Here is a 17,194-nt window from a genome sequence, read left to right as displayed (position 1 = left end):
ATCACCCAAGGAGTTGCCATGTCTGCCCAAGCCCAACGCCGCGCCTTCCTGCAAACCCTGTCGGCCGCCGGCCTGGCCGCCGCCGTGCCGCGCGCCTTTGCCGCCCAGGCGCTGAAGCCCGGCACCGACGCTGCGCTGATCGTGGTGGATGTGCAGAACTGCTTTGTCACCGGCGGCACGCTGCCGGTGGCCAAGGGCGAGGAGGTGGTGCCGGTGATCAACAAGATCAGCGCGGCCTTTGCCAACATCGTGGTCACGCAGGACTGGCACACCGCCGGCCATGCCTCGTTTGCCAGCAGCCACGGCGGCAAGAAGCCCTTCGAGACCACCACGCTCAAGTACGGCCAGCAGGTGCTGTGGCCCGACCATTGCGTGCAGGGCACCGACGACGCCGCGCTGCACAAGGACCTGAAGCTGCCGACCGCGCAGCTGATCATCCGCAAGGGCTACAACAAGGGCGTCGACAGCTACTCGGCCTTCGAGGAAGCCGACCGCAAGACGGTCACCGGCCTGGCCGGCTACCTGAAGGCGCGCGGCATCAAGAAGCTCTACATCACCGGCCTGGCCACCGATTTCTGCGTGGCCTGGACGGCGATGGATGCGCGCAAGGCCGGCTTCGAGGTGTTTGTGGTGGAAGACGCCTGCCGCGGCATCGACCTGAACGGCTCGCTGGCGGCCGCCTGGAAGCAGATGACGGCCAAGGGCGTCAAGCGCATCCAGAGCAGCGACATCGCCCTGGCGTGAGTCGCTCGACCATGACGGCGCGCCGGCGCGATGTGCTGCGGCTGCTGAGCCTGGGCGGCGCGGGCAGCGCCGCGCTGGCCGTGCCGCCTGTGGGGCATGCTGCTGGCGAGCCCATCGTGCTGGCCCAGGTGGCGTCAACCACCAATGCCTCGGCTGCCAACAACTCGCGCGGCATGCTGCTGGGCATGAATGCGCTGTTCGCCCAGGTCAATGCGCGCGGCGGCGTCAACGGCCGGCCGGTCAGTGTCGTCAACCATGACGATGATCTGAACCCGGGCCGCATGGTCGAGATCGTCAACAAGCAGCTTCTGCCCGACCCGCGCGTGCTGGGCTTCATCGGCTTCGTCAACACCGGGGGCCTGACCGCACTGGCCAAGGACGAGGTGTTCGGCCGCCAGCGCATCGCGATGATCGCGCCGCTGCAGGGCGACAAGGCGGTGATCGACGCCGAGAACGTTTTCCCGTTCCGCGCCGGCTATGCCGACGAGGTGCGCGCGCTGATCCAGCATGCGCGCACCATGAACCAGCAGCGTGTGGCCGTGGTGGCCTACAGCATCGCCTTTGGCCCGGCCATGGCCCGCGTGGCCCAGGCCGCCGCGCAGGAGGCCGGCATGCAGGTCAGCGTGGTCATGGTCGATGGTGCGCCCGACCGGATCGAGGCCAACATGGCCGCTGCCGCCGCCCAGGCCCTGGCCAGCAAACCCGATGCGGTGCTGATGGTCTGCGCCGGCCGCTATGCCAGCGAATTGGCCAAGGCCCTGCGCGAGACCGCAGGCAGCGGCCTGTCGCTGCTGACGATGTCGGTGGTGATCGCCGAGCCGCTGGTCAAGGCCATCGGTGCCGCGAAGGCCCGTGGCATCGTCATCGCGCAGGCCGTGCCCTTTCCGTTCAGCGGGGCCTTGCCTCTGGTGCTCGAGTACCAGCGCGCGATGAAGTCCGCCCATCCCGCCGAGCCGCTGTCCTTCGCGTCCATCGAAGGCTTTGCCGCTGCCAGGATCGCGCTGGCGGGCCTGCAGCGCGCCGGTGCCAACCCCAGCCGCGAGCGTCTGGCGCAAGCGCTGTTGGGTCTGGGCGAGTTGAACCTGGGCGGGGTCTTCGTCAACTACAGCCGCAGCGCCCGGCTGGGTTGGCGCCATGTGGAACTGAGCATCGTGGATGCTGCGGGACAGTTGCGCCGATGAGCCAGCGCCTGCTGCATGTGAACGGGCGCGACTGCGCGGTGCAGGCCACCGCCGGCACGTCCTTGCTCACCGTGCTGCGCAACGACCTGGGCCTGAACGGCCCCAAGTACGGCTGTGGCCTGGGCCAGTGCGGTGCCTGCACCGTGCTGGTGGATGGCGTGGCCGCACGCAGCTGCGCCATGCCGGTGGAAGGCGTGGGCGGGCGCGAAGTCACCACGCTGGAAGGCCTGGGCCGGCGTGACGCGCTGCACCCGGTGCAGCAGGCCTTCGTGAGCACCCAGGCCGCGCAATGCGGCTACTGCCTGAACGGCATGGTGATGAGCACCGTGGCGCTTCTGCGCCGCACGCCGCGGCCCACCGAGGCGCAGGCGAGGGCGGCGCTGTCGCACAACCTGTGCCGCTGCGGCACGCACCTCGAGATCCTGGCGGCGGTGCAGGCCGCCGCGCAGGCGATGGCGGAGCGTGGATGAGCGACACGCCCCGCGCTGAACTTTGGCGCAGCCGCGCCGATTTCCGCGCCGCGCCCGGCGTGCTGCTGGTGCTGCGCGATCCGCCCGCACCGCCACCGCCGGCCAGGGGCCAGCCGGCCATGGTGCCGGGCAACCCGGCCGAAGGTGCCGAAGTGCTGCTGGCGTTGTGTGACGACGGCTTCGCTCTGGGCCTGGCCGGCCATGTGGACCTGGGCACCGGCCTGGCCACCGCGCTGGCGCAGATTGCCGCCGAAGAGCTGGATCAGCCCTTCGAGCGCACCCGCATGCTGCTGGGCGACACCGGCCGAGCGCCCAACCAGGGCCCGACGATTGCCAGCAGCTCGATCCAGATCCACGCCCAGCCCCTGCGCCTGGCCGCGGCCCAGGCCCGGTGCTGGCTGCTGGCCGAGGCCGCGCGCCGCTGGGCCTGTGATGCGGCCACGCTGCGCACCGAGGCCGGCGCGGTGCATGCGTCCGATGGCCGCACGCTGGCCTATGCCGAACTGGTGGCCGGCCAGCACACCGAGCTGATGCTCGATGCCGCCACGCCTACCAAGGCCGTGGCCGACTACCGCCTGGTCGGTCAGAGCGCGCCGCGCGTGGACCTGCCGGCCAAGGTGAGCGGCGAGGCCGTGTATGTGCACGACGTGCGCCGCCCCGGCATGCTGCACGGCCGCGTGGTGCGTCCGCCCTATGCCGGCGTGGATGCGGGCGAGTTCGTCGGCCGCTCGCTGCGGGGGGTGGATGAAGCCTCCATCGCCCACATCCCCGGCATCGTCAAGCTGGTGGTGATCGGCGATTTCATCGGCATCGTCGCGCAGCGTGAAGAGCAGGCCGACGCCGCGATGCGCGCGTTGCGCATCGAGTGGGCGCCGTTCACGCCGCAGCCCGACCTGAGCGATCTGGCCGCGGCCATCAGCGCCAATCCGGCCACCGCGCGGGTGGTGAGCAGCAAAGGCGATGTGGACGCCGCGCTGGCCGGTGCCGCCCAGCGGCTCGACCGCAGCTATGTCTGGCCCTACCAACTGCATGCGTCCATCGGCCCCTCGTGCGCCGTGGCCGAGTGGGCCACCGATGTGAACGGGCAGGCCAGCGCCACCGTCTGGGCCGGCACGCAGAACCCGCATGTGCTGCGCGCCGATCTGGCCAGACTCACCGGCCTGGTCGACACCGCGATCGACGTGGTGCGCCTGGAGGCCTCGGGCTGCTACGGCCGCAACGGCGCCGACGACGTGGCCGCCGACGCGCTGCTGCTGGCCCGTGCCGTGGCCGCGCCGGTGCGCGTGCAGCTCACCCGCGAGCAGGAGCATGCCTGGGAGCCCAAGGGCGCGGCCCAGCTGATGCAGGTGCGCGGCGGGCTTGATGCCCAGGGCGCGCCGCTGGCCTACGACTTTGCCACCAGCTACCCCAGCAACGGCGCGCCCACGCTGGCCCTGCTGCTGACCTGCGCGGTGCCCGCCGTCAGCCAGGCCTTCGAGATGGGCGACCGCACCTCGGTGCCGCCCTATGGCTACCCGGCGCAGCGCATCACGGTCAACGACATGGCGCCCATCCTGCGCGCCAGCTGGCTGCGCGGTGTCTCGGCCCTGCCCAACAGCTTTGCGCACGAGAGCTACATCGACGAGCTGGCCCACGCCGCCGGCGCCGATCCGGTGGCCTACCGCCTCCAGCACCTGGGCGATGAGCGCGCCGCCGAGCTGCTGCGCGCCACCGCCGCCAAGGCCGGCTGGGTGCCGCACACCCAGCCGCAGGGCCAGGCGGCCGAAGGCGCGCAGGGCGAATGGCTGCAGGGCCAGGGCGTGGCCTATGCCCGCTATGTGCACAGCAAGTTCCCGGGCTATGGCGCCGCCTGGGCGGCCTGGGTGGCCGATGTGGCGGTGCATCGCGATACCGGCGAGGTGCATGTCAAGCGCGTGGTGGTGGGGCAGGACCAGGGCCTGATGGTCAACCCGAAAGGCATTGAGCAACAGGTGCACGGCAACGTGCTGCAGACCACCAGCCGGGCACTGAAGGAGCGGGTGGCCATCGACCCGGCCACGCAATTGCCCGAAAGCCGCGAATGGGGCAGCTACCCCATCCTCAGCTTCCGTGAGGTGCCGGTGGTGGAGGTGCTGCTGATGCCGCGCCCCGGCGAGCCACCGCTGGGCGTGGGCGAATCGGCCTCGGTGCCCGGCACCGCAGCCATTGCCAATGCCATCTTCGATGCCACCGGCGTGCGCCTGCGCCAGCCGCCGTTCACGCCCGAGGTGCTGCGGGCGGCGATGCATCCACTTCCGGCGCCCGGGGCGAGCGCTGCGGCAACCCCACCGGTGGCCGAAGTCCAGCCCGCCCATCAGGTGGCCGATCCCCAGCGCCGCGCGCGCCCGTGGTGGGCCATGGCCGGCGCGCTGGCGGCGGGCGGTCTGGGCCTGCTGGCCGGCCTGACGGGGTGGAAGCCCGCCATCGCGCCGGTGCAGGCCAGCGCCGCCGGCCTGTATGCGCCCGAGGTGATCGAGCGCGGCCGCCAGCTGGCCGCCATCGGCAACTGCGTGGCCTGCCACACCGCCGAGGGCGGCGTGCCCAATGCCGGCGGTCGGGCCATGCACACGCCCTTTGGCACGGTGTTCACCACCAACCTCACGCCCGATGCCGAAACAGGCCTCGGCACCTGGAGCTTCAGCGCCTTCCAGCGCGCCATGCGCGAGGGCCTCTCGCGCGATGGCCGCCACCTCTACCCGGCCTTTCCGTACACCGCCTTCAGCCAGACCACCGACGACGATCTGCAGGCCCTGTACGCCTACCTGATGGTGCAGCCCGCCGTGCACCAGCCAGTGCCCGAGACGCGCCTGGCCTTCCCGTACAACGTCCGCCCGCTGATGGCCGGCTGGAACGCGCTGCACCTGCAAGCCGGCCCGGTGGCGGCGCAGCCGAACCGCAGCGCGCAATGGAACCGCGGCGCCTACCTGGTCAACGGCCTGGGCCATTGCGGTGCCTGCCACACGCCGCGCAATGCGCAGGGCGCCGAGCTGTCGCGCACGGCCTACCTGGCCGGCGCGCGGGTGGATGGCTGGGAGGCACCGCCGCTGGGCGCGCTGGCCAACGGCCCGGTGCCGTGGACCGAAGACGCGCTCACCCACTATCTGCGCCGTGGCCACCACGCCCGCCACGGCATCGCCGGTGGGCCGATGGCCGAGGTGGTGCAGGCCCTGGCCCAGGTCAGCGAGGCCGATGTGCGGGCAATGGCGCATTACCTGGTGTCGCTGCAGCCAGCCCCCACGGGCATGCCGGCGGTGGCCATCGAGGCCCAGGCCCAGGCGCTGGCCCAGGCCACGGTGCAGGCCGCCGCGGCGCGCCAGCCGCAGTTGCTGGGCCCGGCGCAGCGCCTGTTCGACAGCGCCTGCGGCGCCTGCCACCACGACGGCGACGGCCCGCAGCTGCTGGGCCTGAACCAGCCGCTGGCGCTCAACGCCACGCTGCACAGCGCGCGGCCCGACAACCTGATCCGCACCGTGATCGAGGGCCTGCAGCGCCCGGCCTTTGTCGAGATCGGCCACATGCCGGCCTTTGGCGACGCGCTCAACGATCGCCAGATCGCCGAGCTGGCCGGCTGGATGCGCCAGCGCTTCGCGCCCGGCCGGCCGGCCTGGGCCGAGCTGCCGGCGGCGGTGGCGCGGGTGCGCGCCGAGGTACGTGCCGACATCGAGCGCCGCGCCGCGGCGGCCGGTGCGGCGCGCTGAGCCTGGGCCGATGCCGCCGCGCCCGGGCACCGACGCGACGGCTGCGCCGGCCACATCCGCCAGGCCCGCCAGCCCTGCGGCGGCCGGCGCAGGCTCCGCCCGCCTGGGCCTGCTGCTGGGCATCGCGGCGATGGCCATGTTCGGCCTCACCGTGCCGATGACCCAGCTGGCCACCGGCAGCACGGCCGCGCCGCAGCTCTCGCCGCTGTTTGTCACCAGCGCCCGCGCCGTGGTGGCGGCGCTGTGCTCGGCCACGCTGCTGCTGCTGACGCGGGCCGCCTGGCCCACGCGCGCGATGTGGCCGCTGCTGGCGCTGGCGGCGCTGGGCAATGCCATCGGCTACCCGCTGCTGCTGGCCGTGGCGCTGCGCACCGAGACCAGCCAGCACGCGGCCGTGATCATCGGCCTGGCGCCGCTGCTCACCTCGGCGGTGGCGGCGCTGGCCTGGCGCCAGCGTGTGGCGGCCGGCTTCTGGGCCTGCGCGCTGGCCGGCTGCGCGCTGGTGGTGGCCTTCAGCTTGTGGCGGGCGCAGCAGGCTGGGCAGGGCTTCGCACCATCAGCGGCCGATCTGGGGCTGGCGCTGGGCGTGCTGGCGGCATCGGTGGGCTATGTGGCCGGCGCGCGCATCACACCGGCGCTGGGCGCCGAGCGCGTGATCTGCTGGGTGACGATTGCCGCGCTGCCGGTCACGCTGCCGCTGGCGCTGTGGAGCGGTGCGCAGCAGCCCGCCTGGGCGGCGGTGGCGCCCTCGGCGTGGCTGGGCTTTGCCTATGTGAGCCTGTTCTCGATGTGGATCGGCTTTTTTGCCTGGTACCGCGCGCTGGCCTGGGGCGATGCGGTGCGGGTCAGCCAGGTGCAGCTGCTGCAGCCCTTTTTTGCGATGCTGTTCGCCTGGCCCATCCACGGCCAGCCGGTGGCGGCCGAGAGCCTGGGCTTCGGCCTGGCGGTGGTGGCCACGGTGTGGCTGGGGCGGCGGCTGTCGCCGCCGCGCTGAATCAACGAACGATCTGCCCGAACGGCACCACCCAGCCCAGCTGCAGCACCGGGCTCACCGGCCCGCTCTTGCCGCGGGCCAGGCCCACGCCGGCGCGCCAGTGCGGGCCATCACCCGCAGGCAGCTTGCCCACCCAGGCCATGCCCTGGCCGATGGCACCCGCCAGGCTTTGCACGCCACCGCCACCGGCACCGCCGGCCAGCAGCTCGGCGCCAAACTGCCAGCCGCCCCAGCGCGGCGCGGTGGCCGCGCCAGCACCCAGCAGGCCGATGGAATAGGCGCCCACGCCGCCACCAAAGGCACTGTGCGCCTGGCCGGTGACATAGACGTTCGGGTTCAGCCAGTGGTTGAGCTGCAGGCCAACGGTCTGCATCGCACGGCGCGTGCCGTCGCGGCGGTCCACGCGGTCGATCTGCTGCAGCGAGCCGGCCCACTCGATGCGGCGCACCGTGCCTTCGCGCGGGCCACGGCTGTCGAGACCGGGTTCCAGGTCGGCGCTCAGGCTGAGCTCAAACCGGTTGCCGCGCAGCGCCTTGCTGCGGCCGGCCACCGGCCCGGCGGCCACGCCCACGCGCCAGCCCGGGCTGGGCTGCCAGGCCAGCGTGCCCTCGGCATGGCCGATCACGCCGCCACCGGTGGGCACGGCGCCGCCGCCGCCCAGGCCCACCGCGGCGCGCACGCCCACATGCAGCGTGTCGGCCAGCGCCCATTCACGGCCGGCATGGGCCAGCAGCTCCATGTAGCCGGCGCTCGGCCCGTCGGCCGCGGCGGCGGCTTCCACGCCCACCGGCAGGCCGGCGTCGAGCAGGCGGTCCAGCCGCACGCCCACCAGGCGCACGTTGGCATTGGGCGCGCCGGCCTTCAGGCGGTAGCTGCCGCCCAGCAGCGCCATGCGGTCCACGCCCAGGCCGCTGCGGCCCGAGGCGCCCATGCGCTGGCCCAGGCGGCTCAGCGGCTGGGCGCTGAACCAGCTGTGCCATTCGAGCTGCAGCGCGAACTGGCTGCTGCGGATGTCGGTGCCGGCAAAGCGCACCTGCGACACGCCGGCCGAAAGCTTCCAGTCGCCCAGGCCGGTGGCCAGGCCCAGGCCAGGGCGGATCATCAGGCCATTGCCGACTGGTGCACCACCGCCGCCACCACCGCCCACGGCCAGTTGGGGCAGCAACCAAAGGCGCCCCGGCCACAGCGTGATCGGACGCTGCGCGGCCACGCCGCCGACGAAGAAGCCGCCACGCTGGCCACTGACCGCGCCGTAGACGGCCGGGCCCACCCACCAGTCAGGCGCCACCTCGAACAGCACCTGGGCATGGGCCGTGCCCATGGCCTCTTTGCCGGGCAGCGTCCAGCGCTCGTAGCCCACGCCGATCGACTGTGGCCGGTCGGCACCGGTCGCATGCGCCGCGCCGCCGGGCAGCAGGGCGGCGGCCAGTGTGGTGGTGGTCAGGGCAGTCAGGGTGGCAGCAAGGCGGCGCAGGGTCATCGCGGCAGGGGCATCAAGGGCCGCCAGGGCCCGGGCTGAAAGGTGCCGCGAGTGTAGCGAGGGGTCTCAGCTGGCCAGGGTCCAGCCCATCGGGCCGATGCATTCGGCCAGCGGCCCGTCAAAGGCATGCCGCGCGGAGTCCACCGTCACGGTGCGGCCCAGGCTGAAGGGCAGCACATGCGGCACCACGGTGTAGAACAGGTGGGGCAGCGTCTGCAGCGAGGCCTGGTCGAGCGTCAGCAGCGCCAGCCAGCGGCCATCGGGCGACAGGCAGGGGCTGTGCAGATCGCTCACCGTGCGCTGCGCCGCCACCCAGGCGGTGGCGGTCTGGCGGTCGTAGGCGCGGATCAGCGGGCCGTCGCTCCACAGCACGTGGCGGCCGTCGTCCGAGGCGCTGTAGCTGCCCATCGGCGTTTCGGTGCGGATGTCGGCCAGCCAGCCGCGGTCGCTGTAGGCCGTGTCCACCAGGCGCAGGCGGCCGCTGTCGGGGTGGCGCAGCAGCAGATCGTGGCCGGCGAACACCGGCTTGGCCCAGCCGTCAAACTGCGCCAGCAGCGCACCGTCGGGCCAGCGCATCACCAGGGTGCGCTCGATGCGATCGTCCACCGTGGCCGAGGTGGGTTCGTCGAGGCTCAGCGCCACCCGCGCGCCGGCGGGGTCGAAGCGCAGCGCGCTGGTCATGATGGCAAAGGGCCGGTTCATGCGCTGCGTGCTCACCAGGCTGCCATCCAGCCGGCGGATCTCGAAGCTGACGCCGCTGTTGTCGCGCTCCAGCGCATTGATGATCTGCCCCTGCGGTGACACCACGCTGCCCACGCGCACAAAGGGCAGCGGGCCGGGCTCGTAGCTCAGGCCGCTGGCGCTGGCAAAACGCCACACCGCACCCATGCTGCCGTTGCGGTAGACCAGGGTGCCGGCCGGGCCGGGCGTTGCGGCGGGTGTGGTGTTGGTGGTGGTGCCCGTGGTGGTACCTGTGGTGGTGCCTGTCATGGTGCCGGTGGCCGCTCCGGCGGGCGTGGCGGGTGGGGTGCCGGCGCGCGTGCCGCCAACGCCAGCGGCCGTGCCGCCGCCGCTGCCCGCGGCCCCGGCGGCGCTGGCCTCGGCACCACCGGGCGCGCCGGCGTCCGTGCCTGCGCCGCCGCATCCGGCCAGGCCCAGCGCGGCCAGGCCGGCCGTCCGCAGCCAGGCACGGCGTTGCCAAGGGGTTGAACACGGGGGGCGGTGGCGGGGCATTGTGGGCTTCTCCTGTGGCCTGACACGCGGCCCGTTGCAGGCCGCGGCCGCAGCGTAGGCGGCCCAGGGTTCAAATAACATGGGTCGGCCTGAACGACGCCACCGCCACCGCCACCGTCATGCCCAAGCCCGCCGTGCGTTCCCCCGCCGACGCCGCCCAGCCCGCGGCCGTGGGCATGCCCGTGGCCCAGGCTGTGCCCGCGGCCCAACAGCCCGGTGACGCGTACGCCTGGGTGGCCGCGGCCGAGCTGCAGATCACCGATCCGGCCGCAGCGGCGCTGCTGTGGCAGCCCACACAGCGCCTGCACCTGCGGCCCTTTCTCGGCCGCGCGGCAGGCCTGGCCGATGCGGCGGCGCTGCTGGGCATGAAAAAACCGGCCATGAGCTACTGGATCAAGCGCCTGCTCGAGCTGGGCCTGATCCGACCCTGTGCGCCGCTGCTGCGGGGCCGCCACCGCCTGCCGCAGTACCGCTGCGTGGCCGACCGCCTGGTGGTGAGCCTGCGCGACGCACCGCTGGCCAGCTACGAGGCGGCGTTCGAGGACATGGGCGCGCACTGGCAGGCCATGGCCCGTCCTGCGCTGGGCGCGGCGCTGGCGCGCCAGGCCCGCTGGCTGGCGCTGCAGATCAGCCTGCGCGAGGGCGGTCTGGCCACCCAGGTGGTGAGCGAAGGGCCCGGTGCGCCGGCCGACGACTACCTGTTCTGCTGGGGCCGCTTGTGGCTGGCCGCCCGCGAGCGCGACGCGCTGCGCAGCGAGCTCGATGCGCTGTGGGAAAAATACGCTGCGCTGTCCGACCAGGCCAAGCCCACCGCCACGCTGCTGCACCTGCTGGCGGTGCCGGAAGGGCGCTGACGGCGCTGTTGGGGCGCCGCCGGGGGCGCGGCCCGGGCCGCCGCGGGCCCGCGCGGCAGCGTCGCCCACCGCCGCTCAGCGCAGCCAGCCCAGCAGCGCCAGCGCCAGCGGCAGGCCGGGCATGGCCAGCAGGGTGGACACGGTGACCAGCCCGGCCACATAGCCGCCATGCCCGCCCATGCGCGTGGCCAGCACATAGGCGCTGCTGGCGGTGGGCATGGCCGCAAACGACACCAGCACCGCCGCCTGCGCCGTGGGCAGGCGCTGCAGCAGCACCAGGCCCAGCGCCACCGCCGGCAGCAGCGCATGGCGGATGGCCATGAAGCCGCCGGCCAGCCAGGGCGCCTCGCGCAGCGCGCCAAAGCGCAGGCCGGCGCCCACCGCCATCAGGCCCAGTGGCAGCGCCGCGGCACCCACGCGCGACAAGGTGGTGGCCGCCAGCGCCGGCAGCTGCAGCCCGGCCAGGTTGGCCACCAGGCCCGACACGGTGGCCACGATCAGCGGGTTGCGCACCAACTCGCGCAGGTAGCCATGGCCGCCGGCACGCGCCAGCGGCCACACCGCGGCAATGTTGCACACCGGCACGCACACCGAGATCAGCACCGCCTGCAGCGCCACGCCCTCGGCGCCGGCCAGGCGCTCGGCCAGCGCCAGCGCCACATAGCTGTTGAAGCGAAAGGCCGTCTGCGCGCCCGAGGCGTGCATCAGCCGGTCAACCCCCGGGGCACGGGCCAGCGCATAGGCCAGCGCGATGCCGCAGCCCACCACCGCCAGGCCGGTGCCGGCGAACTGCAGCATGGCGGTGGGCTGGATCGGGTTCTTGACGATGGCGTAAAACAGCAGCGCCGGAAACAGCAGGTAGTACACCAGCTTCTCGGCCCCGTCCCAGACCGGGCGGTCGAGCGGGGTGTGGCGGCACAGCAGGTAACCGAGCGCAATCAGCGCAAAGTCGGGCAGCAGGATCAATGGGTCGGGCATGTGCCACCAGTGTGCCAGCCCGGCTTGATGCAGACTGTGGGCCTTGCACCGCACCGGAGACACCTCAACATGCACATGAACCGTCGTTGCTTTGCCCCGTACCTGCTGGCCACCCTGGCCGTGGCGCCTGCGCTGGCGCTGGCCCAGGCCTATCCCACCAAGCCGGTGCGCCTGGTGGTGCCCTTCGCCCCCGGTGGCACCACCGACATCATCGCCCGCGTGGTGGCCGAAAAAATCGGCCCGGCGCTGGGCCAGACCCTGGTAGTCGAGAACAAGGCCGGCGGCGGCGGCTCGGTGGGCGCCACCGAGACCTCGCGCGCCACGCCCGACGGTTATGCCCTGGGCATGGCCACGGTCAGCACCACGGCGGCCAACCCGGCCATCAACCCGAAGATCGCCTACAACCCGCTGACCGACTTCTCGCCGATCACCAATGTGGCGGCCACGCCCAACGTGATCGCGGTGCACCCCAGCTTTCCGGCCAAGGACTACAAGGCCTTCCTGGCCGAGCTGAAGAAGAACCCCGGCAAGTACAGCTACAGCAGCAGCGGCACCGGCGGCATCGGCCACCTGCAGATGGAGCTGTTCAAGAACCTGTCAGGCACCTTCGTGCTGCACATCCCCTACCGCGGCGCGGGCCCGGCGCTCAACGACACCGTGGCCGGCCAGGTGCCGATGATCTTCGACAACCTGCCCTCGGCACTGCCCTTCATCAAGGACGGCCGGCTGATCCCGATCGTGGTGGCTGCGCCGCAGCGCCTGCCGCAGCTGCCCAATGTGCCCACCTTCAAGGAAGTGGGGCTCGAGCCCGTCAACCGCATGGCCTACTACGGCATCTACGGCCCCAAGGGCCTGCCGAAGGAGGTGGTCGACAAGGTCAACGCCGCGGTCAAGGCCACGGTGGCCCTGCCCGACGTGAAAAAGCGCATCGAGGACACCGGCTCGCTGATCGTGGCCAACAGCCCGGCCGAGTTCGGCGCCCAGATCAAGGCCGAGTTCGAGGTCTACAAGAAGGTCGTCGAGGCGCAGCGGCTCAAGCTGGACTAAGACGCCTTCACCTGCACCTGCATGCGCCGTTCGCCCGACGACAGCCCGCCCGCGCTGCCCGATGCCAGCCGCGACGCCATCCGCCGCTTCGCCGATGCGCTGTGGATCGAGGACGGGCTGTCCAAGCTCACGCTCGAGGCCTACCGGCGCGACCTGACCCTGTACGCCCACTGGCTGGCCGACCAGAACGGCCGCACGCTGGACGAATCGCGCGAGTCCGACCTGCTGGGCTACATCGCCCACCGCCATGCGGCCTCCCGCGCCACCACCGCGAACCGGCGGCTCACGGTGTTCAAGCGCTACTTCCGCTGGGCGCTGCGCGAGCACCGCACCACGGCCGACCCCACGCTGCGGCTGGCCGGCGCGCGCCAGCCGATGCGCATGCCCAAGGTGCTGAGCGAGGCCCAGGTCGAGGCCCTGCTGGCCGCGCCCGACGTGGCCGAGCCGCTGGGCCTGCGCGACCGCGCCATGCTCGAGCTGATGTACGCCAGCGGCCTGCGCGTGAGCGAGCTGGTGGGCCTGGCCAGCGTGCACCTGGGCCTGCAGGAGGGCGTGCTGCGGGTGATGGGCAAGGGCAGCCGCGAGCGCCTGGTGCCTTTTGGCGCCGAGGCCGGTGACTGGATCGAGCGCTACCTGCGCGAGGCGCGCGCCGCCATCCTGGGCGGGCAGCAGAGCACGGCGCTGTTTGTCACTGCGCGTGGCGGCCCGATGACGCGGCAGATGTTCTGGATCCTGGTCAAGCGCCATGCGCGCACCGCCGGCATCCTGGTGCCGCTGTCGCCGCACACGCTGCGCCATGCCTTCGCCACCCACCTGCTCAACCACGGCGCCGATCTGCGCGCGGTGCAGATGCTGCTGGGCCACGCCGACATCGCCACCACCACCATCTACACCCACGTGGCGCGCGAGCGGCTGCGCCAGCTGCACGCCAAGCACCATCCGCGGGCCTGAGCGCTGGCGGCGGCCTTTGCCGCAGCCGCCGCTGCAAGCTGCCGGCTGGCGGTTACCGGTTACCGGTTACCGACCGCGGGTGCGTTCAGTCGCGGCGCGCGGCCAGGCGCTGCAGCGCCGCACGCTGCCACAGCAGCAGCGGATCGACGCCATCCACCGCCTGCAGCGTGTCGAGCATGGCGCGGGCCTCGTCGTGGCGGCCGGCCTCCACCGCCTCGCGCAGGCGCGCCCAGCGCTGGGCCAGGCGGTCAGCCACCGCGTTTTCACCCGGGTGCCAGGCCAGTGGGTGCCAGGCGGCTTCGGCGCCGTCGCGCCCGCGCACCTGCCAGGTGCCCAGCGCCAGACACAAGCGGCCGTCCAGGGCCTGGCGCGTGCGCTCGCCGATCACCAGGCCCAGGCCTTCGCGGGCGGCCAGCGCCTGCAGCCGGGCGGCCACGTTGACCGCGTCGCCCATCACCGTGTAGGCGCGGCGGTGGCGCGAGCCCATGTCGCCCACCACCACGGTGCCGGTGTTGATGCCGATGCTCAGGCCCAGCTCGGGCCAGCCCAGCGGCGCCAGCTCGGCGCGCAGCACCGGCAGCCGGGCCTGCATGGCCAGCGCCGCGGCCACGGCATGGCGGGCCTGGTCGGGGTCGTCCAGCGGCGCGCCCCAGAAGGCCATCACCGCATCGCCGATGTACTTGTCCAGCGTGCCGCGGTGCTCGCGCACGATGTCGGTCAGGTGCGACAGCAGCAGGTTCATCGACGCGCTCAGCTGCGCCGGCGGCAGCTGCTGGGCGATGCGCGTGAAGTCGCGCACGTCGGCAAACATCACCGTGATCTCGGCGCTGCGGCTCGACATGCTGTAGCGCGCCGGCTCGCGGCTCATCTGCGCCACCAGCTCGGGCGGCACATACTGGCCAAACAGCGCCGCCAGCTGCCGCCGTGCGCCGTGCATGGCCTGGTACGAGCGCACCAGGTGCAGGGCCAGCAGCAGCGGCGGCAGGGCGATCAGGGCCGCGCCCGGCAGCCAGGCGTTCAGGCCGGCCCAGGCGGCGGCCAGCAGGGCCAGGCTGGCCAGCAGCACCGCCGCGGTCCACAGCGCACCAACGGCCAGCCGCCGGTGCCGGTAGCCGCGCAGCAGCAGCCAGGCCACGGGTGGCAGCAGCGCGGCCTGCAGCGGGCCGGCCCAGGCCGGCTGCGCGCGCACCTCGCCGTTCAGAAGGCCGGCCAGCAGGCTGGCCTGCACATCGGTGCCCGGCACGGTGCCGGCCAGCGGCGTGAGGCGCTGGTCACCCAGGCCGGCCGCGCCCACGCCCACCAGCACGATGCGCCCACGCAGCGCATCGGCCGGCACCCGGCCCGACAGCACATCGGCGGCCGAGTAGCGCTTGAAGCCGCCGTCGCGCCGGTAGGGCACCTGCACCTCGCCATGGCGGTCGACGCGCAAGGCCAGCGTGCCGCGCGGGCCCGCCAGCCGCAAACCGCCCAGTGGCGACCAGGCCGCCGCCGCGGCCGGCGGCAGCGGGTTCACCGCCACCGGGCTGCCCAGCCAGTGCTGGGCGGTCACCAGGGCCAGGCTGCCCAGCACGCGGCCTTCGCGGCGCACCAGCAGGGGCACGCGGCGCACCACGCCGTCCACATCCACCAGGCCGTTCAGATGGCCGGCGCCGCGCGCCGCCTGCTGCAGCAGCGGCTGATTGGCCCCGTGGCCATGCCACACCGGCAGCTCGTACAGGCGCGGGCCCAGCGCGCGGTCGGGCATCACGGCGGGCGGCAGGGCGCCGGTGTTGGCGCCGTGGGGCTGCGGCGTCAGCACCAGCCCCAGCACCACCGGCCGGCGGGCCAGCGTGGCGGCCAGCAGCGCATCGTCGTCCAGGCTGGGCAGCAGGCTGTGCAGGGCGGCCGCGGCCTCGGGCCGGTCACGCAGGGGGCCGTCGAGCAGGCGCTTCAGCGCGGCGGTGTCGGGGCCGGCATCGGGCTCGGCCAGCACCATGTCCAGCGCCACCAGGTGGGCGCCCTGGTCGCCGGTGATGCAGTCCACCAGTTCGGCCAGCAGGGCCCGCCGCCAGGGCCAGCGGCCATGGGCGGCCAAGGCGCGCTCGTCGATGTCGACAATGGCCACGCGCGGCTCGCGTTCGGTGGGGGCAAAGGCGGCCAGCAGGCTGTCGTGCAGCAGCAGATCCAGCCGCTGCAGTGGCGGCAGGTTCAGCAGGCCCAGCGCATGGCTGCCCAGCAGCAGCACCAACAGGCCTGCCACACGGGCCGGCGCCAGCCACCGGCGGGCCCGGCGGCGCAGCGCCGCCCGGATGGGTCGATCCGATGCAGGCTCCGCCTCAGCGGAGCTTGATCTCGACACGGCGGTTGCGCGGCTCGGCCACCTCGTCGTCGGTGGGCACCTCGGGTTCGCGCTCGCCCCGGCCGATCACGGTGATCGCCGCGCGCGGCAGGCCGGCCTCGATCAGGATCTCGCGCAAGGCCTCGGCGCGCACCACCGAGAGGCGGTCATTGGCCTCGAGGCTGCCCACGCGGTCGGTGTGGCCGGTCACGATCACCTCGGGCGCCTGCAGGCTGCTCAGCGCCTTGCGCATGTCGTCGAGCACTGGCGCCGATTCGGGCGTCAGGCGGTTGCCGTTGGATTCGAAGCGCACCACGAAACGCTGCGGCCGCGGCGGCTGGCTGGCCAGCAGTTCGCCGTAGCGCTGGGCCACCGTGGCGGCGTCCAGCGTGACCGGCTGCAGATCCTGGCCCTTCAGTTCGGCTGCCGCGTAGGGCTGGGCCAGCAGCAGGCGCTGGCTGCCGGCCTTGACTTCCACCGCACTGGGGCGGCCATCGGGCTGGGGCAGCAGCACCACGCGGTCGGTCACGCTGGCGCAACCGGCGCCCAGCACGGCCACCAGGGCAAGCAGCAGGGCGCCGGCGTGGCGCTGCGGCGCGGGACGGCGGGGGTGTTGGCTCATGCGCGTCATGGCGGTGGGGGTGTGGCGGCCGGCGGTCATCGTGCACCCTCGCCAGCGTCGACGATGAATTCGGTGCCGCGCACACCCAGCACCACGGTGCGGGTCTGCACATTCACCTTCTCGGGCGACTTGCGCGCCAGCAGGCCGGTCACCATGGCCATGGTGCCGCGCCACAGCGACAGCAGCATGCCGCCTTCTTGCGTCGTGGCATTGAAGGCGAATTCGCTCAGCACCAGCTCGCTGTTCGGGCCGGCGGCCAGCAGCGTGTCGTCGGCCAGCGTGATGCCGACCCGGCCGTCGCCGCCGGTGCGCACCACATCGCCCACCCGCACCGGCTGGCCCACCGCCAGCGCCAGGCCGGGGGCGGCGCCGCCGCGCAGCAGCGTCACGCTGCCCGCGCTGCGCTTGACCACGCCGGCAGCGGCCTCGCTGGCTTGCGCCCAACTGGGCACGGTGGCCAGCAGCAAGGCGCCGATGGCAAAAATGCGGAAGATCGGACGGGACATGGCGTGCAGGGCGATGGCGGCATCGGCCCGGGTGCGGTGATGCGCCGATCTTAGCGGGCATCCGGCACCGTTCCGGGGCGGTGCAACTTGGGGGGAAAGGC

The 17,194-nt window shown here is 73.2% G+C and carries 14 protein-coding genes; 8 read left to right on the top strand and 6 right to left on the bottom strand.

Translation table 11 applies throughout. The features are described from left to right. The first annotated feature begins 18 nt into the window (after nucleotides 1-18). The 5 genes from pncA to N4G63_RS13550 are packed head-to-tail and all read left to right on the top strand — an operon-like array spanning nucleotide 19 to nucleotide 7,105. A complete protein-coding gene (gene pncA, locus N4G63_RS13570; RefSeq protein WP_260786005.1) occupies nucleotides 19-744 on the top strand; it encodes a bifunctional nicotinamidase/pyrazinamidase in 726 nt (241 codons plus the stop codon). After that, entirely contained in the window at nucleotides 741-1,925 is a 1,185-nt protein-coding gene (locus N4G63_RS13565) for an ABC transporter substrate-binding protein (protein ID WP_260786004.1), read from the top strand. The genes pncA and N4G63_RS13565 overlap by 4 nt, the downstream gene beginning before the upstream one ends. Beyond that, complete coding sequence (locus N4G63_RS13560) at nucleotides 1,922-2,395, top strand: (2Fe-2S)-binding protein (RefSeq protein ID WP_260786003.1); 474 nt, start codon at nucleotides 1,922-1,924, stop codon at nucleotides 2,393-2,395. Before N4G63_RS13565 ends, N4G63_RS13560 begins: the two co-directional genes overlap by 4 nt. Then, a complete protein-coding gene (locus tag N4G63_RS13555) occupies nucleotides 2,392-6,111 on the top strand; it encodes a molybdopterin cofactor-binding domain-containing protein (RefSeq protein ID WP_314599809.1) in 3,720 nt (1,239 codons plus the stop codon). The genes N4G63_RS13560 and N4G63_RS13555 overlap by 4 nt, the downstream gene beginning before the upstream one ends. Nucleotides 6,112-6,121: 10 nt before the next feature. Further along, entirely contained in the window at nucleotides 6,122-7,105 is a 984-nt protein-coding gene (locus tag N4G63_RS13550) for a DMT family transporter (protein ID WP_260786001.1), read from the top strand. Between the two features lies 1 nt (nucleotide 7,106). On the opposite strand, the gene N4G63_RS13545 is transcribed toward N4G63_RS13550, so the two are convergent. Together N4G63_RS13545 and N4G63_RS13540 are read right to left on the bottom strand one after the other, a co-directional pair. Then, on the bottom strand, nucleotides 7,107-8,585 hold the full coding sequence (locus N4G63_RS13545) for a hypothetical protein (RefSeq protein WP_260786000.1): 1,479 nt from the start codon (nucleotides 8,583-8,585) through the stop codon (nucleotides 7,107-7,109). A gap of 66 nt (nucleotides 8,586-8,651) precedes the next feature. After that, nucleotides 8,652-9,575 (bottom strand): hypothetical protein, encoded by a 924-nt coding sequence (locus tag N4G63_RS13540; RefSeq protein WP_314599808.1) that lies wholly within the window; start codon nucleotides 9,573-9,575, stop codon nucleotides 8,652-8,654. A 377-nt stretch (nucleotides 9,576-9,952) separates the two neighbouring features. On the opposite strand from N4G63_RS13540, the gene N4G63_RS13535 reads away from it, so the two are divergent. Then, complete coding sequence (locus N4G63_RS13535; protein WP_314599807.1) at nucleotides 9,953-10,672, top strand: hypothetical protein; 720 nt, start codon at nucleotides 9,953-9,955, stop codon at nucleotides 10,670-10,672. A 75-nt stretch (nucleotides 10,673-10,747) separates the two neighbouring features. Here N4G63_RS13535 and N4G63_RS13530 read toward each other — a convergent pair whose 3' ends face one another. Then, nucleotides 10,748-11,650, bottom strand: coding sequence for an AEC family transporter (locus N4G63_RS13530; RefSeq protein ID WP_260785997.1), 903 nt, complete (start codon nucleotides 11,648-11,650; stop codon nucleotides 10,748-10,750). 75 nt (nucleotides 11,651-11,725) lie between these two features. Between N4G63_RS13530 and N4G63_RS13525 the strand changes: the two genes are divergently transcribed. Continuing rightward, nucleotides 11,726-12,697, top strand: coding sequence for a tripartite tricarboxylate transporter substrate binding protein BugE (locus N4G63_RS13525; protein WP_260785996.1), 972 nt, complete (start codon nucleotides 11,726-11,728; stop codon nucleotides 12,695-12,697). A 21-nt stretch (nucleotides 12,698-12,718) separates the two neighbouring features. Beyond that, nucleotides 12,719-13,648, top strand: coding sequence for a site-specific tyrosine recombinase XerD (xerD, locus tag N4G63_RS13520; RefSeq protein WP_260785995.1), 930 nt, complete (start codon nucleotides 12,719-12,721; stop codon nucleotides 13,646-13,648). 85 nt (nucleotides 13,649-13,733) lie between these two features. Here the strand turns inward: xerD and N4G63_RS13515 are convergent, their stop codons facing one another. The 3 genes from N4G63_RS13515 to N4G63_RS13505 all read right to left on the bottom strand — a co-directional run bounded on the left by N4G63_RS13515 (nucleotide 13,734) and on the right by N4G63_RS13505 (nucleotide 17,093). After that, complete coding sequence (locus N4G63_RS13515) at nucleotides 13,734-15,887, bottom strand: CHASE2 domain-containing protein (RefSeq protein ID WP_314599806.1); 2,154 nt, start codon at nucleotides 15,885-15,887, stop codon at nucleotides 13,734-13,736. A 76-nt stretch (nucleotides 15,888-15,963) separates the two neighbouring features. Beyond that, entirely contained in the window at nucleotides 15,964-16,587 is a 624-nt protein-coding gene (locus N4G63_RS13510) for an OmpA family protein (protein ID WP_260785993.1), read from the bottom strand. Nucleotides 16,588-16,622: 35 nt separating this feature from the next. Further along, nucleotides 16,623-17,093 (bottom strand): FecR family protein, encoded by a 471-nt coding sequence (locus N4G63_RS13505; RefSeq protein ID WP_260785992.1) that lies wholly within the window; start codon nucleotides 17,091-17,093, stop codon nucleotides 16,623-16,625. Nucleotides 17,094-17,194: the final 101 nt, after the last annotated feature.

It is taken from the genome of Aquabacterium sp. OR-4, assembly GCF_025290835.2.
Taxonomy (GTDB): Bacteria; Pseudomonadota; Gammaproteobacteria; order Burkholderiales; family Burkholderiaceae_C; genus Pseudaquabacterium.
Note: the sequence above shows the minus strand (reverse complement) of the source record. Positions and strands in the feature narration are given on the sequence as shown.